The organism is Streptomyces sp. MZ04, from assembly GCF_004684775.1.
Classification (GTDB): domain Bacteria; phylum Actinomycetota; class Actinomycetes; order Streptomycetales; family Streptomycetaceae; genus Streptomyces.
In genome coordinates this window covers 39,780-57,175 of the sequence record NZ_SRIC01000020.1, presented here as the reverse complement: position 1 = coordinate 57,175, position 17,396 = coordinate 39,780, and the positions used below count along the sequence as shown (strand labels likewise).

The window sequence follows — 17,396 nt, the reverse complement described above, 5'->3', positions numbered from 1 at the left end:
GTGCGGGTGAGGTCGCGGGGGACTGACCCGAATGGCGATATGCGGAGTGTCCGGATCCTGACCGCCGCTGCCTGGCGGATTACCGGGCGGGGAGCTGGGCACAACGCTTGCATGCCTGCCGCGCGGCACCCGTGGGGCGGGCGAATCGGGCGGCGTGCCCCGTTGCCGCGGGCGTTGAGTCGATTTATCGTCCCAGCACGATTCGCGAGCAAGATCACAATATGTGAAGGGGCCGCGGCCATGGTGGCGAAGAAGACCGCCGTACAGCATTCGGCGTCGGGCAGATCCACGGGCGCGGCCGCGCGGGGAGCGAACGGGGTGCAACCGGAGAAGGCGGCGAAGGCGGCCGCCAAGAAGACGACCGCGAAGAAAGCCACCGCCAAGAAGACGGCCAACAAGACGGTCACCAAGGCGGCGACCAAGACGGTCACCAAGGCGGCGACCAAGACGGTCACCAAGGCGGCGACCAAGACGGTCACCAAGGCGGCCACCAAGACGGCTACCAAGGCGGCGGCCGAGAAGACCGTCGCCAAGAAGGGGGCCGTCAAGAAGACCGTCGCCAAGAAGGCGACGGCAAAGAAGACGGCTGCCGAGAAGGCCGTACCGGCGGAGGCGGCCCCACCGGCGAAGAAGACGGCTGCCAAGAAGAGCACGGCCAGGAAGAGCACAGCCAAGAAGACGGCCGCGACCGCGGCCGATGGTGCGGCTCAGGCCGCGGAGACGACGGGAGCCACGACAGTGGTCGCGAAGAAGACTCCGGGCACGGCGACGGCAGCGAAGAAGCCGACCGCGGTGCCCAAGGCGCGTGTCGCCGCCGCGGAGCCCGGTGAGCTGGCGGTCCGGCCCGGCGAGGATCCCTGGACCCCCGAAGAGGTCGGGGAGGCGCGCGCGGAGCTGCAGAGCGAGGCGTTGCGGCTCGGCAGTGAGATCTCGTCCTCCGAGGACGCTCTGGTGGGCCTGATGCGTGACTCCGGGGACGGCGCCGGCCACGACGACGCGGACACCGGCACGAAGAACATCACGCGGGAACACGAGATGTCGCTGGCCGCCAACGCGCGCGAGATGCTCGAACAGACCCAGCGCGCCCTGGAGCGGCTCGACGCAGGGACGTACGGAATCTGCGAGAACTGCGGCAATCCCATCGGTAAGGCGCGGATGCAGGCGTTCCCCCGGGCGACCCTGTGCGTCGAGTGCAAGCAGAAGCAGGAACGGCGCTCCTGACCACGGCCTGGCCACTTGGGGCCGTAGGTGTGTGCCGTACCCTCGTCCCCAGTCAGGTACCTAGGTTGAGGGACTCACGTGGCAGAGGCGGAGCGCATCATCGGTACGCCGGATATTCCTGAGGCGGCTGGGGCCGAGCCGGAGCAGTCCGACTCGGGCTCCGACGAGGCGGCGGGTCAGGACGCGCGGAGCGAGCGTGCCTCGCAGGAGGAGCAGGCTCAGGACGAGCGGGCTCCGCAGGCCTCGGAGGACGAGCAGGCCCCGGAGGACGAGCCGCGCCCCAAGGGCAAGCGGAAGATCCTGGTGCTGTTCGCGGTGGCCGTGCTCGCGTACGTCCTGGACCTCGTCAGCAAGATGATCGTCGTCGCGAAGCTCGAACACCACGAGCCGATCGAGATCATCGGCGACTGGCTCCGCTTCAACGCCATCCGGAACCCGGGCGCCGCCTTCGGGATGGGCGAGGCGTTCACCGTGATCTTCACCTGCATCGCGGCCGCCGTCATCGTCGTGATCGTCCGCCTGGCCCGCAAGCTCTACAGCCTGCCGTGGGCGATCGCGCTCGGCATGCTGCTCGGCGGGGCCCTCGGCAACCTCACCGACCGGATCTTCCGTTCCCCCGGTGTCTTCGAGGGCGCCGTGGTCGACTTCATCGCCCCGAAGGGCTTCGCGGTGTTCAACCTCGCGGACTCGGCGATCGTGTGCGGCGGCTTCCTGATCGTGATCCTGTCCTTCCGCGGCCTGGACCCGGACGGGACCGTCCACAAGGACTGATCCCCCGGGGCCTCCCGCGGGAGGCTTTGGTGCGGGAGTGTCGGTGGGCTCCTGCATACTCAATGGGTGAGCACGATTCCCGAGGTCCGCACCCTGCCCGTACCCGACGGCCTGGAGGGCGAGCGCGTCGACGCCGCCATCTCACGCATGTTCGGGTTCTCCCGCACGAAGGCCGCCGAGCTTGCGGCGGCAGGCAAGGTGCTGGTCGACGGCAGCGTGGTCGGCAAGTCCGAGCGTGTGCACGGCGGCGCCTGGCTTGAGGTCGAGATGCCGCAGGCGCCCGCCCCGGTGCAGATCGTCGCCGAGCCCGTCGAGGGCATGGAGATCATCCATGACGACGACGACATCGTGGTGATCGTCAAGCCGGTGGGCGTGGCCGCGCACCCGAGCCCGGGCTGGACCGGGACGACCGTGATCGGCGGCCTCGCGGCGGCGGGCTACCGGATCTCCACCTCCGGCGCCGCCGAGCGCCAGGGCATCGTGCACCGCCTGGACGTCGGCACGTCCGGCCTGATGGCGGTCGCCAAGTCCGAGCGGGCGTACACGTCCCTGAAGCGCCAGTTCAAGGAGCGCACGGTCGACAAGCGCTACAACGCGCTGGTGCAGGGCCACCCCGACCCGATGAGCGGCACCATCGACGCCCCCATCGGCCGCCACCCGAACCACGACTACAAGTGGGCGGTCACGGCCGAGGGCAAGCCCTCCGTGACGCACTACGACCTCATCGAGGCCTTCCGCGCGGCCTCGCTGCTCGACATCAAGCTGGAGACGGGGCGCACGCACCAGATCCGCGTCCACATGGCGGCCCATCGGCACCCGTGCGTGGGCGACCTGACGTACGGCGCGGACCCCACGATCGCCAAGCGGCTCGGACTGACCCGCCAGTGGCTGCACGCGGTGCGACTCGGTTTCGAGCACCCCGGGAACGGCCAGTGGGTCGAGTTCGAGAGCCAGTACCCCGACGACCTCCAGCAGGCGCTCGACCGCGTGCGGGCCGAGAGCTCGTGACCGCCGGGGCCGCGTTCGTCTGCCGGGTCGCCGTGGAACCCGGTGACCTGGAGGCCTGTTTCGCGGTCCGCAAGGAAGTCTTCGTCGTCGAGCAGCAGGTCCCCGAAGACCTCGAGTACGACGAGTACGACGCCGGGGCGGCGCATGTCATCGCGGTCCGCGCGGACGGACTGCCGCTGGGCACCGGCCGTCTGCTGAGCGGCGCGGCGGCCGCGGCGAAGAACGGCGGCGATGCCCGGGTGGGCGCGCTCGGCCGGCTCGCGGTGACCAAGGCGGCCCGTGGCCTCGGTGTCGGGGCGGCCCTGGTGCGGGCGATCGAGGACGCGGCACGCGCGCGTGGCCTCACCGCCGTCGACCTGCACGCGCAGACGCATGCGCTGGGGTTCTACGAACGGCTCGGTTATGTGGTGTACGGCCCGGAGTTCCCCGACGCGGGGATTCCGCACCGGGCGATGCGGAAGGCGCTGGGCTAGCGGGGAACAGGCACCCCCGCCGGTCTTGTCCGGTTCGGGCGGAATGCGTGGCAGGGTTGGGGCTTGATCGTCCGACTCGCCACCCGCCGGAGGGCACACCGTGGACCAACTGGCGCTGCTGCTCATTCTGTTGCTCGGCGCCGTGGTGACGGTGCCGCTGGGGGAGCGGCTCGGGCTGCCCGCGCCTGTTCTGATGACCCTGGCCGGGATCGTCCTCGCCTTTGTGAGCTGGGTGCCGAACGTCGAGATCCCGCCGGACTTCATCCTTCCGCTGGTGCTTCCGCCGTTGCTGTACGCGTCCGTCCAGCGCACCTCCTGGCGGCAGTTCGCGGCCAACAGACGCCCCATCTTCCTGCTAGCCGTGGCGCTCGTCTTCGTGACGACCGCGGCGGTCGCGGCGGTCGCGGGCTCGGTCGTTCCCGGGCTTCCGATCGCCGCGGCCGTCGCGCTCGGGGCGCTCGTCGCGCCGCCCGACCCGGTCGCCGCGACCGCCGTCGCCGGGTCGCTCGGGCTGCCCCGGCGGCTCGTGTCGATCCTGGAGGGGGAGGGGCTCTTCAACGACGTCACGGCGATCGTGCTGTACCACGTGGCGATCGCGGCGGCGGTCAGCGGAACGTTCTCCTGGCCGTCGGCGGTGGGGCAGTTGGTGCTCTCCGGGGTGGTCGCCGTCGCCGTGGGGCTCGCGCTCGGCTGGCTCACCAACAAGCTGATGGGTCTCCTCGGCGAAGCCACCCTGCAGACCGGCCTGACGCTGCTCGTGCCCTTCGTCAGCTATGTGCTGGCCGAGGAACTTCTTGGCTCGGGCGTGCTTGCCGTGCTGACCACCGCGCTCTACCTCGCGGAGCACGCCGCGGACGCCGACGACGTACAAGGGAGGATCACCGGGCAGGCGTTCTGGCAGATCGTCGACACCCTGGTCACCGGTGTCGCGTTCGGGCTCATCGGGCTCGAACTGCACAACGTCTTCGGCACGTCGGAGGGCCGCGAGCTCCAGATGTTCGGCTGGGGCGCGACGGTCGTGGCGGTCGTCGTCGGCGTACGACTGGTGTGGCTGCTGCCCGCGACGTGGGTCGCCAAGAAGCTGCACAAGCGCAGGGACTACGACGAGGACATTCCCACGACGTGGCGCGAGACCGTCGTGATGTGGTGGTCGGGGATGCGTGGCGTGGCGTCGGTCGCGCTGGCGCTCGCCATCCCCCTGAAGACGGACAGCGGGGATCCCTTCCCGGCCCGCGACGAGATCATCTTCATCGCCTTCTGCGTCATCATGGCGACCCTCGTGGTCCAGGGGCTCACCCTGCCCTGGCTGGTGAGGAGGCTCGGCGTGCGGGCGGACACCGACGCGGAGCGGGCCGTCGAGCGGGAGCTCGCCGTCCGCGCGGCCGGGGCGGCCAAGCGCAGGCTCAAGGAGATCGAGGAGGTCGAGGAGCTGCCGGAGGACGTCCAGGAGCGGCTGCACCGCGGGGCGTTCGACATCGGCGCCAGAATCAGCCCCGACATCGTCGACGACGAGCGGCGGGAGCGGTACGCCAAGCGCGTCGACCGGCTCAAGGCGGTCCAGCGCATCCAGCGCGAGATGATGTCCGCCGCCCGCCATGAGGTCCTCGCGGCGCGCAGCGAGCCCGGCGCCGACCCCGAGATCGTCGACCGCGTCCTGCACCACCTCGACGTACGCAGTCTGCGGTCCTGAGGCCGGCCTCCGGACGGGGTGTCAGCCCCGGCCCGTGCGCGGGACGATCGGCTGGGACGGATGCGGACGGTCGTCGTCCGGCGGCAGTTCGGCCCAGGCCGTGTTGACCCGCGGCAGCGCGTAGGGATGCTCCTCGGTCAGCCAGCGGATCAGCTGCTCGCGCACCGTGACCCGCACCGTCCAGATGTCGTCCGCGTCCTTGGCGGTGACCAGGGCGCGCACCTGGATCGTGTTCGGCGTCGTGTCCGTGACCGCGAGGCCCCAGTCCCTGCCGTCCCAGGCACCGCACTCGCGCAGCACGTCCCGGAGCTTCTCGCGCATCTCCTGCACGGGCGCGGTGTGGTCGAGCTGGAAGAAGACCGTGCCGGTCATCTGGGAGCCGCCGCGCGACCAGTTCTCGAAGGGCTTCGAGGTGAAGTACGACACCGGCATCGTGATCCGGCGTTCGTCCCAGGTCCGCACGGTCAGGAAGGTCAGCGTGATCTCGTCGATGGTGCCGCACTCCCCGTCCACCACCACCGTGTCCCCGAGCCGCACCATGTCGCCGAAGGCGATCTGCAGGCCCGCGAAGAGATTGCCGAGCGTGGACTGCGCGGCGACGCCCGCGACGATGCCGAGCACGCCCGCCGACGCGAGCAGCGACGTCCCGGCCGCCTGCATCGCGGGGAAGGTCAGCAGCATCGCGCCGATGGCCACCACACAGACGATCGCGGTGACCACCCGCTGGATGAGCGTGACCTGCGTCCGCACCCGGCGCACCCGGGCCGGGTCGTGGTGGGAGGCGGCGTAACGCGCGTACGAGGCTTCCACGACGGCCGCCGCGATGCGGACGAGCAGCCACGCCATGGACCCGATGAGCACCAGCGTGAGCGTTCTGCCGATGCCCGCCGAATGGTCCTCGGCGATCTGCGCCTGGTCGTACGAGCCGCGCAGCAGGGCGACGCACAGGACGACTTGGAGCGGCAGCCGGCAGCGGCGCAGGAGGCCCCACACCGGGGCGTCGGGGTGCCGTGCGTCGGCCCGGCGCAGCAGCACGTCGGCCAGCCACCCGACGGCCAGCGTGAGCACGACCGAGCCGCCGACCACGATCAACGGACGCAGTACGTTCTCCATGCCTCAGAGGGTAGGTGGCACGATGGCCCCATGAACATCATGCTTTTCCATTCGACGTACGGGCTGCGGCCCGCGGTGCACGCGGCGGCCGACCGGCTGCGCGCGGCGGGGCACCAGGTGTGGACCCCCGATCTCTTCGACGGGCGCACCTTCGACACCGTCGAGGAAGGCATGGCCTTCAAGGAAGAGCTCGGCAAGGACGAGCTCCTGAAGCGGGCCATCCTGGCCGCGGCGCCCTACTCCGAGCGGGGTCTCGTCTACGCCGGGTTCTCCTTCGGCGCGGCCACCGCGCAGACGCTCGCGCTCGGCGACGACAAGGCGCGCGGCCTTCTGCTCCTGCACGGCACCTCCGACATCGCGGAGAGCGCCACGGCGGACGAGCTGCCGGTGCAGCTGCACGTCGCCGAGCCCGACCCGTTCGAGACGGACGACTGGCTGAGCGCGTGGTACCTGCAGATGGGGCGGGCCGGGGCCGACGTGGAGGTCTACCGCTACGCGGGCGCCGGGCACCTGTACACCGACCCCGACCTGGACGACTACGACGCCGAGGCCGCGGAGTCGACCTGGCGGACGGCGATCGGCTTCCTGGAGACCCTCTAGCCGCGCCCGCCCGCCGAGCGTTCACGCGCGCGTGCAGCGCCCCACCGGTGCGCTCACGGGCGGCTTGCACAGCAGGCCGGAGTCGCCGCCGCTGGAGCTGAGATACCGCCCGATGCACGCGTCGCCGTCGGCCCTGCCGCGCTCGGCACAGAACCGCAGGGCGGCCCGGCCGTCCGCGAAGGGCCCGGGAGCGTAGATCACCCAGAAGCCCGGCCGCAGTGATGCGTACGCGTCGCTGCGCACATACGACGCCTCCGGAACGTCCTTGCGCACCGCCGCGAGCCTGCGGTCGCGGGCGGCCTCGCCCGAGCCGACGGGCTCGGAGAAGAGCTGGGCGATCCAGGTGCCCGAGGCGGGTGGGGCCTTGGGGGAGGACGCCGGTGGCGTGGTCGGGCCGGGGCTCTCGCCGCCCTTGTCCGCCTGCCGGCCGTGCCCGCCCGTATCACCCCCGCCCCGCAGCGCGAGCACCAGCGCGCCACCGGCGACCAGGGCGAGCGCCACGGCAGCCGCCGCGACGATCACGGGTGTACGTGTACGTGTACGTGTACGCGTTCGGGGCTCGGCGGGCGGCGGTCCCGCGGCGACGGCGGGCGGCGGTCCCACGCTGTCGGCGGGCCGCTCCGAAGTCGCCGTCGGCTGCCAGGTGATGCCGTTCTCGACCGCCGCGAGCATCGCGTCGAGCCGGTCCGCGTCCGGGCGCAGCGCCGGATCCCGCACCAGGAGGGCGCCGAGGACCGGCGCGAGCGGCCCGGAGCGGACCGGCGACGGCACCGGCTCGTCGAGCACGGCGGCGAGCGTCGCCAGGCTCGTGGCGCGGCGCAGCGGACTGACGCCCTCCACGGCCACGTACAGGACCAGACCCAGCGACCACAGGTCGCCCGCCGGGCCCTCGCCGGTGCCGCGGATCCGCTCGGGCGCGATGTACTCCGGAGAGCCGATCAGGTCGCCCGTGGCGGTGAGTTGCGTGGAGCCGCTCAGCGAGGCGATGCCGAAGTCGGTCAGGACCACGGAGGGGGCGCCTCCCGCGTCCTGCGGCGATCGCTCCCGCAGCAGGACGTTGGCCGGCTTGATGTCGCGGTGCAGGATGCCCGCGGCGTGCGCGACCCGCAGGGCCGACAGCAGCTCGCGGCCGATGCGCGCCGCTTCGCGCGGCGTCAGCGTGCCCTCCTCCAGGAGGTCCTGGAGGGTGCGCCCCGGCAGCAGCTCCATCACGAGCCAGGGGTGCGGAGACGTGGGAATGTCGACGATCTGATGGATCGTCACCACATGGGGATGATTGAGCCGGGCCAGCGCGCGGGCCTCGCGCAGCACCCTCTCCCGCAGGACGCGCGACTGCTCGGCCGTCAGCTCGGGCCCCGCGGGCCGCACCTCCTTGATCGCCACCTCGCGGTGCAGCACGGTGTCGCGCGCCCGCCACACCGTGCCCATGCCTCCGCTGCCGAGCCGCTCCAGCAGCTCGAAGCGCCCGTCGATCACGTCCCCCTGGCCACTCATGCCGCAAGAGTAAAGGGCGCCGGAAACACGCGTGATCCGGGTCAGCGCACCGGGGCGGCCACCCGCTCGACCTTCTGGGTGCCGCTGAGCGTGCGGTACGAACGGGCCCACGACGAGGTCGCCTCGGGGTCCTTGCGGTCGGACACTACGTAGTAGTCCATCTGCGAGCGCTCGGCCGTCACGTCCAGGACGCCGTAGCCGTGCGAGTCCATGTCCAGCCACTTCACATGGCGGTTGGCGGCCTTGATCGCGCCGACGGCGACCAGCGAGAGGGTGTGCGGGGCGACGTGCAGCATGTCGTCCACGTTGTCGGAGGTCACGGACGTGACCACGAACTCCGTGGCCGCGGACGGCGATCCGGGGTACGTGGCGGCCTTGACCGGCACGTCGTTCGCCCAGGCCATGTGGATGTCGCCGGTGAGGAAGACCGTGTTGCGCACGGCCTTGTCGACCAGGTGGGCGATGAGTTCCTTGCGGTCGTCGGTGTAGCCGTCCCACTGGTCGGCGTTGATGGCCAGGCCCTCCTTGGGCAGGCCGAGCAACTCCGCGAGGGGGCCGAGCAGATGGGCCGGTACGGACCCGAAGGCGACCGGCGAGATCATCACTGAGGTGCCGACCAGCTTCCAGGAGGCGTCCGAAGTGGCCAGGCCCGCCTTCAGCCAGTCGAGCTGGGCGCGGCCCGTGATCGTACGGTCCGGGTCGTCGACGTCACCGCTGCCGAAGCCCGCCTGCTCGGAGCGGAACGAGCGCAGGTCGAGCAGGTGCAGATCGGCCAGCTTGCCGAAGCGCAGGCGGCGGTAGACGGTGCCTTCAGTAGAAGGGCGTACGGGCATCCACTCGAAGTAGGCCTGCTTGGCGGCCGCCATGCGCTGCGCCCAGTCGCCCTCGGTCTCGGGGGAGTGGTTCACCGCGCCGCCCGACCAGGTGTTGTCGGCGAACTCGTGGTCGTCCCAGATGGCGATCACGGGGTGCGTCGCGTGCATCGCCTGCGCGTCGGCGTCGGTCTTGTGGACGCCGTGCCGGGTGCGGTAGTCGGCGAGCGTGATGATCTCGTGCTTCGGCTCGTGCGGGCGTACGACGTACTTGGCGGCCGGGTACTCGCCGCTCGGGTACTCGTAGACGTAGTCGCCGAGGTGCAGGACCGCGTCGAGTTCGGTGCGGGCCGCGAGATGGCGGTACGCGGAGAAGTAGCCGGCCTCCCAGTTGGCGCAGGAGACCACGCCGAAGCGGACGCCGGGAGCCGCCGCGTCGTGCGCGGGGGTGGTGCGGGTGCGGCCCACGGGGGAGTGCGTGTCGCCCGCGGAGAAGCGGAAGTAATAGGTGGTGGCAGGGCGCAAGCCCCTTACGTCTGCCTTGACCGTGTGGTCGGACGCGGCCCGCGCGGTGGTGCTGCCGCGGCCGACTGTCCGGTCGAAGCCCTTGTCCTCGGCTATCTCCCAACTCACCTCGGTGTCAGGCCCCTTGCCGGACCCCGGGACGGCCTCCGGCACCGGCGTCACGCGGGTCCACAGCAGCACACCGTCGGGCAGCGGGTCGCCGGAGGCCACCCCGTGGTGGAACGCGGGCCCCGAGGCGGCGTGTGCGAGGGGAGCGACGGCGAGCGGGGCCGCGAGGGCGGCGGTGGCGGCAGCGGCCTTGACGACCGTGCGGCGGCGCGGGGCCGAGGAGTTCAGAGGCGACTTGGCGCCGGTTCGACTGGTCACGGGCGATTACCTTACTGATCAGTAATCGCGAAGAGCGGGCGACTTGGAAAAAGTTCGCCCGCTCTTCCGCCATCAGCCGCTCAGCGTGCGGCTTTTGCGCTGGTTCAGCCCTTGGTCAGCCCTTGAGCGCCGCGTCGACGGCCTTCTTGTACTCCTCGACCGACGAGGGCGCGTTCTTCGGGTCGGCGCCGGTCAGCTTCTTGCCGTCCATGACGAAGGAGGGCGTTCCGTCGACCTTGTCCTTGTTGTCGTCGAACTTCTTCGACATCTCGATGGCCCAGCGGTCGTACGTGCCGTCCTTGACGTCCTTCTTGAAGGAGGCGCTCTTCTTGAGCTCGGGGACCTCATTGGCGATCTTCAGGAGGTACGAGTCCTCCTTGAACTTGTCGGTGGTCTCCTCGGGGTGGTTCTCCTTGGAGAACATCGCCTTCTTGTAGTCGAGGAACGCCTGGTCGCTCACGTTCAGGGCGGCGCCGAGCGCGCTGAGCGCGTTCTTGGAGCCCTCACCGGTGAGGTTGCGGTCGAGGAACGAGGCGCCGATGAACTGGATCTTGTACTTGCCGTCCTCGAGGTCCTTCTCGACGGTCGGGCCGACCGTCTGCTCGAACGCCGCGCAGACCGGGCAGCGCGGGTCCTCGTAGACCTTGAGGGTCTTCTTGGCGCTGTCCTTGCCGATGACGACCGTCGTGCCGTCCGTGCCCGTGGAGTTCGCGGGCTTGACCAGCTTCTCGTCCTTGGCGGCGTCCCAGTGGCCGGGCTTGTTGGCCTGCATGACGGCGTAGCCGACGCCTCCCGCGATCGCCAGGACCGCGACGATGGAGATGCCGACGATCGTCTGCCGCTTGCGCTGCTCGCGCTTGCGCTCGGCTTCCTGCTGGGCGCGGATCCGCTCGCGGGCCGCCGACTTGGCCGCCTGGCTGTTGCGCTTGCTCATGATGGTGTTCTCCGTAGGGGGTTACGTACGTGGGGACGGTCGTGCTCAGGCGAAGGCGGCCGAGCACGGCGGTCCACGCCGTCCCACGAAGTGCACGAGCAGCCGCGTACGCACGGCCGTGACCCGGCGTGCCGGGCGCGGCAGGCGGCGTACGGGGCGCGGCCGGATGCCCACCGCGGCGACCGCGATCAGCAGCGGCCGGAAGGTGGCGGCGGCCACCGCGCGAAGCAGCTGGGCCAGGGCGCGCTCGCCGCGCCGCAGCCAGGCCGCCGCGAGCAGGCCGACTCCGATGTGCGCGCCGAGCAGCAGCCAGGCGGTGCGCGGATCGGCGTCGGTGAGCAGGACCGCGGCGCGGTGCCCCTCGCCGCCGGCCATCCGGGCCAGTGGGGTGCCGACGCTGCCGCCGCACAGCACGTCGAGGCCGACGGTGCGCAGCGGGCCCGCGACGGGGCCGCCCGCCTGGCCGTAGCAGACGTGCTGTCCGGTGGTGAAGACCGTGTCGGCGGCGAGCTCCAGCGGGATCAGCAGCGCGGCGATGCGTACGTAGCCGCGCTCACGCCCCGCGAGCGCGTACGCGATGACGAAGACACCCGCGGCGATCGCGGCGACCGTGGCCAGCGGCAGCGGGGCGCGGGACAGCAGGACGTGCGACGCGGCGGAGAGCATCACGACCAGCGCCGTGAAGAGCGCCGCGCGCACGGCTCTGAAGTGGGTCCCGGATATGTCCATCGCGCAAGCGAGTGTGCCATGTGCTCCTGTAAGACAGCCCTAAAGGGTGTCTATGAGTTGCACGGGGGCGCATCACCCGGGGGCCTACAGGCCGGGGATCCGGCCGTTGCGGAACAGGTCCACGAAGATCTGGTGGTCGCGCCGCGCCCGTGCGCCGTACTCGTGCGCGAAGTCCACGAGCAGATCCCCGAAGCCGTCCTCGTCGGCCGCGATGGCGGCGTCGATCGCGCGCTCCGTGGAGAACGGCACCAGGTCGGAGTGGCCGCTCTCGTCGTCCGCCGCCGCGTGCATCGTGGCCGTGGCGCGGCCCAGGTCGGCGACGACCGCGGCGATCTCGTCCAGGTCGTCGATGTCCGACCAGTCCAGGTCCACCGCGTACGGCGAGACCTCGGCCACCAGCTGACCCGCGCCGTCCAGCTCGGTCCAGCCGAGCCACGGGTCGGCGTGCGCCTGCAGCGCGCGCTGCGAGATGACCGTGCGGTGGCCCTCGTGCTGGAAGTAGTCACGGATCGCGGCGTCGGTGATGTGCCGCGACACGGCAGGCGTCTGGGCCTGCTTGAGGTAGATCACGACGTCGTTCTCCAGCGCGTCGCTGTTGCCCTCCAGAAGGATGTTGTACGAGGGCAGGCCCGCCGAGCCGATGCCGATGCCGCGGCGGCCGACGACGTCCTTCACGCGGTAGGAGTCGGGGCGGGTGAGCGAGGAATCGGGCAGCGTCTCCAGATAGCCGTCGAAGGCGGCAAGGACCTTGTACCGGGTCGCGGCGTCCAGCTCGATGGAACCGCCGCCGGAGGCGAAGCGGCGCTCGAAGTCGCGGATCTCCGTCATCGACTCCAGGAGCCCGAAGCGGGTCAGCGAGCGCGCGTCGCGCAGCGCGTCCAGGAGCGGGCCCTGGGCGGTGTCCAGGGTGAAGGGCGGCACCTCGTCGCTCTTGGCGCCCGTAGCGAGGTCGTGGATCCGCTCGCGGTACGCCGCGGCGTAGATCCGCACCAGGTCGGTGATCTGCTCGTCGCTCAGCGCCTTCGTGTAGCCGATCAGCGCCACGGAGGCGGCGAAGCGCTTCAGGTCCCAGGTGAAGGGGCCGACGTACGCCTCGTCGAAGTCGTTCACGTTGAAGATCAGGCGCCCCTGGGCGTCCATGTACGTGCCGAAGTTCTCCGCGTGCAGGTCGCCGTGGATCCACACCCGGCCCGTGCGGTCGTCAAGGAACGGCCCACCGTGCTGCTCGCGCTCCAGGTCGGCGTAGAAGAGGCAGGCCGTGCCGCGGTAGAACGCGAAGGCGGAGGCGGCCATCTTCCGGAACTTCACCCGGAACGCGGCGGGGTCCGCGGCGAGCAGCTCACCGAACGCGGTGTCGAAGACGGAGAGGATCTGCTCGCCGCGCTGCTCAGCGGTGGCCTGCGGGTCCGACATCGCGGGGTGCCTCCATGTAACAGGTGGTGCCAGGTGGTGCATGACATGTGGGACAGGTGTTCCGTCCTGTCCAACGCACGACGGTACCCCTGAGTGCCCACCGGTTGTCAGTGCCGCGGATTAGACTTCCACGCTGTCCCCCCAGACTGTCCGCAGCCTGTCGCCCACCGTTCTCCGGAGGCCTCGAACCGTGACCAAGCCGCCCTTCACGCACCTGCACGTCCACACTCAGTACTCGCTCCTGGACGGTGCCGCGCGGCTCAAGGACATGTTCAATGCCTGCAATGAGATGGGCATGACGCATATCGCCATGTCCGACCACGGCAATCTGCACGGGGCGTACGACTTCTTCCACTCCGCGCAGAAGGCGGGCGTCACGCCGATCATCGGCATCGAGGCGTACGTGGCGCCGGAGTCCCGGCGCAACAAGCGGAAGATCCAGTGGGGCCAGCCGCACCAGAAGCGCGACGACGTCTCCGGTTCGGGTGGTTACACCCACAAGACGATCTGGGCGGCGAACAGGACCGGCCTGCACAACCTCTTCCGGCTCTCCTCCGACGCGTACGCCGAAGGCTGGCTCCAGAAGTGGCCGCGCATGGACAAGGAGACGATCTCCCAGTGGTCGGAGGGCCTGATCGCCTCCACCGGCTGCCCCTCCGGTGAGCTGCAGACCCGGCTGCGCCTGGGCCAGTTCGACGAGGCGGTGAAGGCCGCCGCCGAGTACCAGGACATCTTCGGCAAGGACCGGTACTTCCTGGAGCTGATGGACCACGGCATCGACATCGAGCGCCGGGTCCGCGACGACCTGCTCCGGGTCGGCAAGAAGCTCGGCATTCCGCCGCTGGTGACGAACGACTCGCACTACACGTACGCGCACGAGTCCGTCGCCCACGACGCCCTGCTCTGCATCCAGACCGGCAAGAACCTCTCGGACCCGGACCGCTTCCGCTTCGACGGCACGGGTTACTACCTGAAGACCACGGACGAGATGTACGCCATCGACTCCTCGGACGCCTGGCAGGAAGGCTGCCGGAACACGCTCCTGGTCGCCGAGCAGATCGACACCACCGGGATGTTCGAGAAGCGCGACCTGATGCCCAAGTTCGAGATCCCGGAGGGCTTCACCGAAGTCACCTGGTTCCAGGAGGAGGTCCGGGTCGGCATGAACCGCCGCTACCCGGCGGGTGTCCCCGAAGACCGCCAGAAGCAGGCGGAGTACGAGATGGACATCATCATCCAGATGGGGTTCCCGGGGTACTTCCTGGTGGTCGCCGACTTCATCATGTGGGCGAAGAACAACGGCATCGCGGTCGGTCCCGGCCGAGGCTCCGCGGCCGGTTCGATCGTGGCGTACGCGATGGGCATCACCGACCTCGACCCGATCACGCACGGCCTGATCTTCGAGCGGTTCCTCAACCCCGAGCGTGTCTCCATGCCCGATGTCGACATCGACTTCGACGAGCGCAGGCGCGTCGAAGTCATCCGGTACGTGACGGAGAAGTACGGCGCCGACAAGGTCGCCATGATCGGCACGTACGGAAAGATCAAGGCGAAGAATGCCATCAAGGACTCCGCGCGCGTGCTCGGATATCCGTACGCGATGGGCGACCGCCTCACCAAGGCGATGCCCGCCGACGTCCTCGGCAAGGGCATCGACCTCTCCGGCATCACCGACCCCAAGCACCCGCGCTACAGCGAGGCGGGCGAGATCCGGGGGATGTACGAGAACGAGCCGGACGTCAAGAAGGTCATCGACACCGCCAAGGGCGTCGAGGGCCTGGTCCGGCAGATGGGTGTGCACGCGGCCGGCGTGATCATGTCCAGCGAGCCGATCGTGGACCACGCGCCGATCTGGGTGCGGCACACCGACGGCGTGACCATCACGCAGTGGGACTACCCCCAGTGCGAGTCGCTCGGCCTCCTGAAGATGGACTTCCTGGGCCTGCGCAACCTGACCATCATGGACGACGCCGTCAAGATGGTCCGGGCCAACAAGGGCATCGACCTGGAGATGCTCGCTCTCGAACTGGACGACCCGAAGACCTTCGAACTGCTCTGCCGGGGTGACACGCTCGGCGTCTTCCAGTTCGACGGCGGCCCCATGCGCTCGCTGCTCCGCCAGATGCAGCCCGACAACTTCGAGGACATTTCCGCCGTCTCGGCCCTGTACCGGCCGGGCCCGATGGGCATGAACTCGCACACGAACTACGCGGAGCGCAAGAACGGCCGCCAGGAGATCACGCCGATCCACCCGGAGCTCGAAGAGCCCTTGAAGGAGACGCTGGGCCTCACCTACGGCCTGATCGTGTACCAGGAGCAGGTGCAGAAGGCCGCGCAGATCGTCGCCGGCTACTCGCTCGGCGAAGCCGACATCCTGCGCCGCGTGATGGGCAAGAAGAAGCCCGAGGAACTGGCGAAGAACTTCGTCCTCTTCCAGGAGGGCGCGAAGAAGAACGGCTACTCCGACGCCGCGATCCAGGCCCTGTGGGACGTCCTGGTCCCCTTCGCCGGCTACGCGTTCAACAAGGCGCACTCCTCGGCGTACGGCCTGGTCACCTACTGGACCGCCTACCTGAAGGCGAACTACCCGGCCGAGTACATGGCCGCGCTGCTCACCTCGGTGAAGGACGACAAGGACAAGTCGGCCGTCTACCTCAACGAGTGCCGCCGCATGGGCATCAAGGTGCTCCCGCCGAACGTGAACGAGTCCGTGCACAACTTCGCCGCCCAGGGCGACGACGTGATCCTCTTCGGCCTGGAGGCGGTCCGCAACGTCGGCACGAACGTGGTCGAGTCGATCATCCGCTCGCGCAAGGCGAAGGGGAAGTACACCTCCTTCCCCGACTACCTCGACAAGGTAGAGGCCACCGCCTGCAACAAGCGCACCACGGAGTCGCTGATCAAGGCGGGCGCCTTCGACACGATGGGCCACACCCGCAAGGGCCTCACCGCGCAGTACGAGCCCATGATCGACAACGTGGTGCAGGTCAAGCGCAAGGAAGCGGAAGGCCAGTTCGACCTCTTCGGAGGGATGGGCGACGAGGCCGCCGGGGACGAGCCGGGCTTCGGGCTCGACGTGGAGTTCTCCACGGACGAGTGGGAGAAGACGTATCTGCTCGCCCAGGAGCGGGAGATGCTCGGTCTGTATGTCTCCGACCACCCGCTCTTCGGCCTGGAGCACGTGCTGTCCGACAAGGCCGACGCGGGCATCGGGCAGCTCACCGGCGGTGACTACTCGGACGGTTCGATCGTCACCATCGGCGGCATCATCTCCGGCCTCCAGCGCAAGATGACCAAGCAGGGCAACGCCTGGGCGATCGCCACCGTCGAGGACCTCGCGGGCTCCATCGAGTGCATGTTCTTCCCGGCGACGTATCAGCTCGTCTCGACCCAACTCGTCGAGGACGCCGTGGTGTTCGTCAAGGGCCGCCTCGACAAGCGCGAGGACGTGCCGCGTCTGGTCGCGATGGAGCTCCAGGTCCCCGACCTGTCGAACGCGGGCACCAACGCGCCCGTCCTGATCACCATCCCGACGGTGAAGGTGACCCCGCCGATGGTCAGCCGCCTCGGTGAGATCCTCAGCCACCACCGGGGCAACAGCGAGGTGCGGATCAAGCTCCAGGGGGCGCAGAAGACGACGGTGCTGCGGCTCGACCGGCACCGCGTGCAGCCCGATCCAGCCCTTTTCGGTGATCTGAAGGTGCTGCTCGGCCCGTCCTGCCTGGCGGGGTAGTACCCGGCCCACCGCATGAAGGCCCACCGCATGTAGGCCCACCGCATGAAGGCCCACCGCATGAAGGCCCACCGCATGAAGGCCCACCGCATGAAGGGGCGCACCCGGAAGCCCGGGTGCGCCCCTTCATGCGGTGCCTGCGTGTACGTCAGTTGTGGCCGAAGCGGCGCTGGTGCTTGCGGGCGACCTCGGCGGGGCTGCCCTGCCCCTGCACGGCCTCCTTCATCCTCGACTCGGCCTGCTCCGCGGACGTCTTCGACTGCTCCTGCGCCTGCTCGGCGGACGAAACGCGACCCCGGTCCGAGACGCCGGTCTTGCGGTGCTGTTTCTTGGCCATTGTGATCTTCCTCCTGAGGGGGATCTGGGGGCCAGGACGCGACCAGATTCACATATACAAGTAAACCGCGCATTTCGGAGAATTACCGTGCGTAACAAGGGTTCTCGGGGTGCGAAGTCGAGACACGCCACGCCGAAGATCGAGTTCCGGCCGTTAACCTCCGCCGGGTCGGGCAGA

At 69.8% G+C, this 17,396-nt stretch carries 14 protein-coding genes; 7 read left to right on the top strand and 7 right to left on the bottom strand.

The features are described 5' to 3' along the window. Positions 1–240 precede the first annotated feature (240 nt). The 5 genes from E2651_RS07400 (at position 241) to E2651_RS07380 (ending at position 5,163) form a co-directional block, all read left to right on the top strand. Positions 241–1,221 (top strand): TraR/DksA C4-type zinc finger protein, encoded by a 981-nt coding sequence (locus E2651_RS07400; RefSeq protein ID WP_135330210.1) that lies wholly within the window; start codon positions 241–243, stop codon positions 1,219–1,221. Positions 1,222–1,299: 78 nt separating this feature from the next. Further along, positions 1,300–1,992, top strand: a complete 693-nt coding sequence (gene lspA, locus E2651_RS07395; RefSeq protein ID WP_135330209.1) for a signal peptidase II — start codon at positions 1,300–1,302, stop codon at positions 1,990–1,992. Between the two features lie 66 nt (positions 1,993–2,058). Beyond that, positions 2,059–3,000, top strand: a complete 942-nt coding sequence (locus tag E2651_RS07390; protein ID WP_135330208.1) for an RluA family pseudouridine synthase — start codon at positions 2,059–2,061, stop codon at positions 2,998–3,000. Further along, positions 2,997–3,473 (top strand): GNAT family N-acetyltransferase, encoded by a 477-nt coding sequence (locus E2651_RS07385; RefSeq protein ID WP_135330207.1) that lies wholly within the window; start codon positions 2,997–2,999, stop codon positions 3,471–3,473. Before E2651_RS07390 ends, E2651_RS07385 begins: the two co-directional genes overlap by 4 nt. Positions 3,474–3,573: 100 nt before the next feature. Continuing rightward, the gene (locus E2651_RS07380; RefSeq protein WP_135330206.1) at positions 3,574–5,163 is read left to right on the top strand and encodes a Na+/H+ antiporter; all 1,590 of its coding nucleotides are present in this window, start codon (positions 3,574–3,576) and stop codon (positions 5,161–5,163) included. 21 nt (positions 5,164–5,184) lie between these two features. Here the strand turns inward: E2651_RS07380 and E2651_RS07375 are convergent, their stop codons facing one another. Next, positions 5,185–6,276 (bottom strand): mechanosensitive ion channel family protein, encoded by a 1,092-nt coding sequence (locus tag E2651_RS07375; RefSeq protein WP_135330205.1) that lies wholly within the window; start codon positions 6,274–6,276, stop codon positions 5,185–5,187. A gap of 30 nt (positions 6,277–6,306) precedes the next feature. Here E2651_RS07375 and E2651_RS07370 point away from each other — a divergent pair, with 30 nt between their 5' ends. Beyond that, the gene (locus E2651_RS07370; protein WP_135330204.1) at positions 6,307–6,876 is read left to right on the top strand and encodes a dienelactone hydrolase family protein; all 570 of its coding nucleotides are present in this window, start codon (positions 6,307–6,309) and stop codon (positions 6,874–6,876) included. Positions 6,877–6,897: 21 nt separating this feature from the next. Here E2651_RS07370 and E2651_RS07365 read toward each other — a convergent pair whose 3' ends face one another. From E2651_RS07365 to E2651_RS07345, 5 genes are all read right to left on the bottom strand, one after another. Further along, complete coding sequence (locus tag E2651_RS07365; protein ID WP_135330203.1) at positions 6,898–8,370, bottom strand: serine/threonine-protein kinase; 1,473 nt, start codon at positions 8,368–8,370, stop codon at positions 6,898–6,900. A 41-nt stretch (positions 8,371–8,411) separates the two neighbouring features. Then, positions 8,412–10,073, bottom strand: a complete 1,662-nt coding sequence (locus tag E2651_RS07360; RefSeq protein ID WP_245238630.1) for an alkaline phosphatase D family protein — start codon at positions 10,071–10,073, stop codon at positions 8,412–8,414. A gap of 115 nt (positions 10,074–10,188) precedes the next feature. After that, positions 10,189–11,007: a thioredoxin domain-containing protein gene (locus tag E2651_RS07355; RefSeq protein ID WP_135330202.1), complete on the bottom strand. Its 819-nt coding sequence runs from the start codon at positions 11,005–11,007 to the stop codon at positions 10,189–10,191. Between the two features lie 45 nt (positions 11,008–11,052). After that, positions 11,053–11,736: a hypothetical protein gene (locus E2651_RS07350; RefSeq protein WP_135330201.1), complete on the bottom strand. Its 684-nt coding sequence runs from the start codon at positions 11,734–11,736 to the stop codon at positions 11,053–11,055. Between the two features lie 84 nt (positions 11,737–11,820). Then, positions 11,821–13,149 (bottom strand): DUF2252 domain-containing protein, encoded by a 1,329-nt coding sequence (locus tag E2651_RS07345; protein WP_135330200.1) that lies wholly within the window; start codon positions 13,147–13,149, stop codon positions 11,821–11,823. A gap of 190 nt (positions 13,150–13,339) precedes the next feature. Between E2651_RS07345 and dnaE the strand changes: the two genes are divergently transcribed. Then, a complete protein-coding gene (dnaE, locus tag E2651_RS07340) occupies positions 13,340–16,882 on the top strand; it encodes a DNA polymerase III subunit alpha (RefSeq protein WP_135330199.1) in 3,543 nt (1,180 codons plus the stop codon). Positions 16,883–17,030: 148 nt separating this feature from the next. On the opposite strand, the gene E2651_RS07335 is transcribed toward dnaE, so the two are convergent. Then, entirely contained in the window at positions 17,031–17,219 is a 189-nt protein-coding gene (locus E2651_RS07335) for a hypothetical protein (RefSeq protein WP_135330198.1), read from the bottom strand. Positions 17,220–17,396: the final 177 nt, after the last annotated feature.

Coding starts and splice junctions, on each gene's coding strand:
- E2651_RS07400 (WP_135330210.1), top strand. CDS start 241: ATGGTGGCGAAGAAGACCGCCGTACAGCATTCGGCGTCGGGCAGATCC.
- E2651_RS07375 (WP_135330205.1), bottom strand. CDS start 6,276: ATGGAGAACGTACTGCGTCCGTTGATCGTGGTCGGCGGCTCGGTCGTG.
- E2651_RS07370 (WP_135330204.1), top strand. CDS start 6,307: ATGAACATCATGCTTTTCCATTCGACGTACGGGCTGCGGCCCGCGGTG.
- E2651_RS07365 (WP_135330203.1), bottom strand. CDS start 8,370: ATGAGTGGCCAGGGGGACGTGATCGACGGGCGCTTCGAGCTGCTGGAG.
- E2651_RS07355 (WP_135330202.1), bottom strand. CDS start 11,007: ATGAGCAAGCGCAACAGCCAGGCGGCCAAGTCGGCGGCCCGCGAGCGG.
- E2651_RS07350 (WP_135330201.1), bottom strand. CDS start 11,736: ATGGACATATCCGGGACCCACTTCAGAGCCGTGCGCGCGGCGCTCTTC.
- E2651_RS07345 (WP_135330200.1), bottom strand. CDS start 13,149: ATGTCGGACCCGCAGGCCACCGCTGAGCAGCGCGGCGAGCAGATCCTC.
- E2651_RS07335 (WP_135330198.1), bottom strand. CDS start 17,219: ATGGCCAAGAAACAGCACCGCAAGACCGGCGTCTCGGACCGGGGTCGC.